We start from the raw sequence: 3,665 nt of genomic DNA on the forward strand, positions 1-3,665 counted from the left end.
TAGGAGGAAGATATTGCGTATGTCTATATCAGTGGGCGATATTGTTGAAGGTAAAGTAACAGGAATTACTAAGTTTGGGGCATTTGTAGAATGCGAAGATGGAACTAAAGGATTAGTTCATATCTCACAAATTTCTAATGACTACATAGAAAAAGTTGAAGATGTGTTAAAGGTTAATGATGTAGTTAAATGCAAAGTAATGAGCATTGAAGATAAAAAGGTTAGCTTTTCAATAAAGGAATGTCTTCCAAAAAAAGAACATAAAAAAGAATTTACTAAGAAAACTTATTCTGATGATAGTAATGTAGATAAAGATTCTAATAAAGAATCAACTTTTGATGATTTGCTTACTAAGTTTATGAAAGAAAGCAATGAAAGATTAGATTCCATTAGACAAAGAGAAAATAAAAAGTTTTCAAAGAAAAGAAAGTATAATTAGGAGAAATGCCGCAGTTTTATGCGGCTTTTTTATTAGTATGGATTTGATAAACAGAATAAAAAATACCATTATTAGAGAAAATTTAATACAAGAAAATGATAAAATTCTAGTTGGATTATCTGGTGGAGCAGACTCGGTGTTTTTATTTAATGTTTTGTACGAAATAAAAGAGGAGTTGGGCTTTGATATTATAACTTGTCACATAAACCATTCATACAGAGATACAGCTGTTCGTGATGAAGAATTTTCTAGGGAAATATCTGAAGAAAAGAATATTAAGTTTTTTTCTAAAAAGGTCGATATGAAACAATATTCTATTGAAAACTCGATTAGTTTAGAAGATAGTGGTAGAATTTTAAGGTACAAATATTTTAACGATATTTTAAAATCTGAGAATTATAATAAAATTGCCGTTGCACATCATAAAGACGATCAAGTGGAGACTTTCTTCTTGCATTTATTCAGAGGAAGTGGGATAGATGGATTATGCGGAATGCAATATAAAAATAAAAATATTATTAGACCACTTTTAGACATATCAAAAAGTGATATTTTTAAATATCTTGAAGAAAATAATATTAAGTTCGTTACCGATGAGACTAATTTAATTGCAGATGTCCAAAGAAATAAAATTAGATTGGAAATGCTTCCTTATATCGAAGAGAATTTTAATAATTCAATTAATGAGTCTATATGTAGAACTATTAACATTTTAAAAGACTCAAAAGAAATAATCGATGATGTAACTAATTTAGAATACCGAAAATTAATTAAAAAATCCAATGAAGGATATACTATTGATGTCGATTTGTTTTGCAAAGAAAAAATCTCTGTACAACGAAATATAATCAGAAAGCTTTTAATTGAATTAAATGGGTCTAATAAGGATATTAGAATGGTTTATATTGACGATATTATTGACTTATTTCGTTTGAAAAATGGTAGCAAATATGTATTTAAAGACTACAGTTTTTTTAAAAGTTATGATAAAGTAATAATTAGGAAAAATTCAAACAATAAAGAAATTAATAGCATAAAATTTGAACTTGGAGAAATAGAGTTTGCAAATTTTAGAATCAACAGCTATTTGTCTACAAATGTAAACATCAAACCATCGAGAAATAAAATGGTATTTGATTCCGATATTCTTTCACGAAATCTTATTTTAAGAAAGAGGAAAAATGGTGATAGAATAAAATTAAAAGGATTTACAAAAAAAATTAAGGATATATTTATAGATAACAAAGTTTCTAAGATTGAACGAGATAATTATCCTATCTTGACCGATGAAGAAAATGTATATGCTATTTTATCGTTAAAAAGATCCAATTTTTATATGAAAAATTCTAATAGCAAAGAAGTTTTAATTATAGAGGTGACTTATGAAAAGTAATTTATGTGATGCAGTCGAAAAGGTTCTAATACCAAAATCAGAAATCGACAAAAGAATCGTAGAATTGGGAAAAGAAATCACAGAGGAATACAAAGATAAGGGCGAGCTTATTGTAGTTGGTATTCTTAGAGGTGCGGCAATGTTTATGAGTAATTTGACATTGAACATAGACCTCGAAGTAGGAATTGATTTTATGGCATTATCTAGTTATGGACTATCTTCTGAATCAAGTGGAACTGTAAGAATTATTAAGGATTTGGAAGAAGATATTGCAGGTAAAAATATTCTTATTGTTGAAGATATTGTGGACAGTGGACGCACATTAAATTATTTGGTTCGTAATTTACAAGATAGAGAAGCGAAGTCAGTTAAGATAGCAACTCTTTTGGATAAACCGGACAGAAGAACTAACGAAGTAGAAGTTCATTTTAAAGGATTTACTGTTCCTAATGAGTTTATTGTAGGATATGGATTAGACTTTGCACAACAATTTAGAAATATTGAAGATATTTGTGTATTGAAAAAATCTTTTTATGAAAAGGAGATTTAATGAAAAAAGTAACTAAAAGTTTAGTAATGTATCTTGTTCCAATCATTTTAATAGCTTTTTTCGTGACTATGACTCAAAACAATACATTGAGCACAAAATATTTTACTGTCAATGAAATGATAGTTAACGTAAAAAAAGATAATGTTAAAGAAATTGTAGCAAAAGGTAACGATATAAAAGGTGTGTTAAAAGATAGCAAAAACACTCCTTTCAAAATGTATATGCCTTCAGAAATGTGGGAAGTATTTTACAATAATTACCTGAAGGAATCTGTTGAGAATAATAAAATCGTACTAAAAACAGAAAAAGATCCAGGGAAGCCATGGTATGTTGAGATGATGCCTACTATATTAATCATTCTAGGATTAGGAATAATATGGTTTATGTTTATGAATCAAACTCAAAACTCTGGAAATTCTAAGGCTATGAATTTCGGAAAATCTAAAGCGAAATTAAATCAAGATTCTAAAGAAAAAGTTGTGTTTGATGATGTAGCTGGATTAAAAGAAGAAAAAGAAGAATTGATGGAAATTGTAGATTTTCTGAAAAATCCTTCAAAATATATAGATATCGGAGCCAGAATTCCAAAGGGAGTTTTGTTAGTTGGACCTCCAGGAACTGGTAAAACATATTTATCAAGAGCTGTTGCTGGAGAAGCTAAGGTTCCGTTCTTTAGTATATCTGGTTCGGATTTTGTAGAAATGTTTGTCGGAGTAGGAGCTTCCAGAGTACGTGATTTATTTGAACAAGCTAAGAAAAATGCACCATGTATTATTTTTATCGACGAAATTGATGCAGTTGGTAGAAAAAGAGGCGCAGGACTTGGTGGTGGACACGACGAAAGAGAGCAAACTTTGAATCAATTGCTTGTAGAGATGGATGGTTTTGGAAAAAATGAAGGCGTTATTGTAATGAGTGCCACAAATAGACCAGATATTTTGGATAAAGCTTTGTTGAGACCTGGAAGATTTGACAGAACAATTTACGTAGGACTTCCAGATGTTAGAGAAAGATTAGAAATATTAAAAGTTCACACAAAAAACAAAAAGCTAAAACCTAATGTGGATTTGGAAAATATTGCTAAGACAACTACAGGATTTTCTCCAGCTGATTTGGAAAACTTGTGCAATGAAGCAGCACTACTTGCCGCTAGAAACAATGAAGCAGAAATATCAAATGAAGTATTCAAAGAAGCATCGATAAAAGTTTTAGCTGGTCCAGAAAAGAAATCACAAGTTGTAATAGAAAAAGAACGTGTGCTTACAGCTTATCACGAATCTGGT

The 3,665-nt window shown here is 29.5% G+C and carries 4 protein-coding genes; all 4 read left to right on the forward strand.

Translation table 11 applies throughout. The features are described from left to right. The first annotated feature begins 19 nt into the window (after window positions 1–19). A complete protein-coding gene (locus tag KHW44_RS07450) occupies window positions 20–439 on the forward strand; it encodes a S1 RNA-binding domain-containing protein (RefSeq protein ID WP_294684596.1) in 420 nt (139 codons plus the stop codon). A gap of 37 nt (window positions 440–476) precedes the next feature. After that, the gene (gene tilS, locus KHW44_RS07455) at window positions 477–1,832 is read left to right on the forward strand and encodes a tRNA lysidine(34) synthetase TilS (RefSeq protein WP_304067879.1); all 1,356 of its coding nucleotides are present in this window, start codon (window positions 477–479) and stop codon (window positions 1,830–1,832) included. Beyond that, window positions 1,822–2,382: a hypoxanthine phosphoribosyltransferase gene (hpt, locus tag KHW44_RS07460; RefSeq protein WP_294684600.1), complete on the forward strand. Its 561-nt coding sequence runs from the start codon at window positions 1,822–1,824 to the stop codon at window positions 2,380–2,382. Before tilS ends, hpt begins: the two co-directional genes overlap by 11 nt. Continuing rightward, window positions 2,382–3,665 (forward strand): ATP-dependent zinc metalloprotease FtsH (gene ftsH, locus KHW44_RS07465; RefSeq protein WP_304067883.1); only part of this gene is annotated, 1,284 nt, incomplete at its 3' end. The genes hpt and ftsH, both read left to right, overlap by 1 nt.

It is taken from the genome of Finegoldia magna (genome assembly GCF_018371055.1).
Classification (GTDB): Bacteria; Bacillota; Clostridia; order Tissierellales; family Peptoniphilaceae; genus Finegoldia; species Finegoldia magna_I.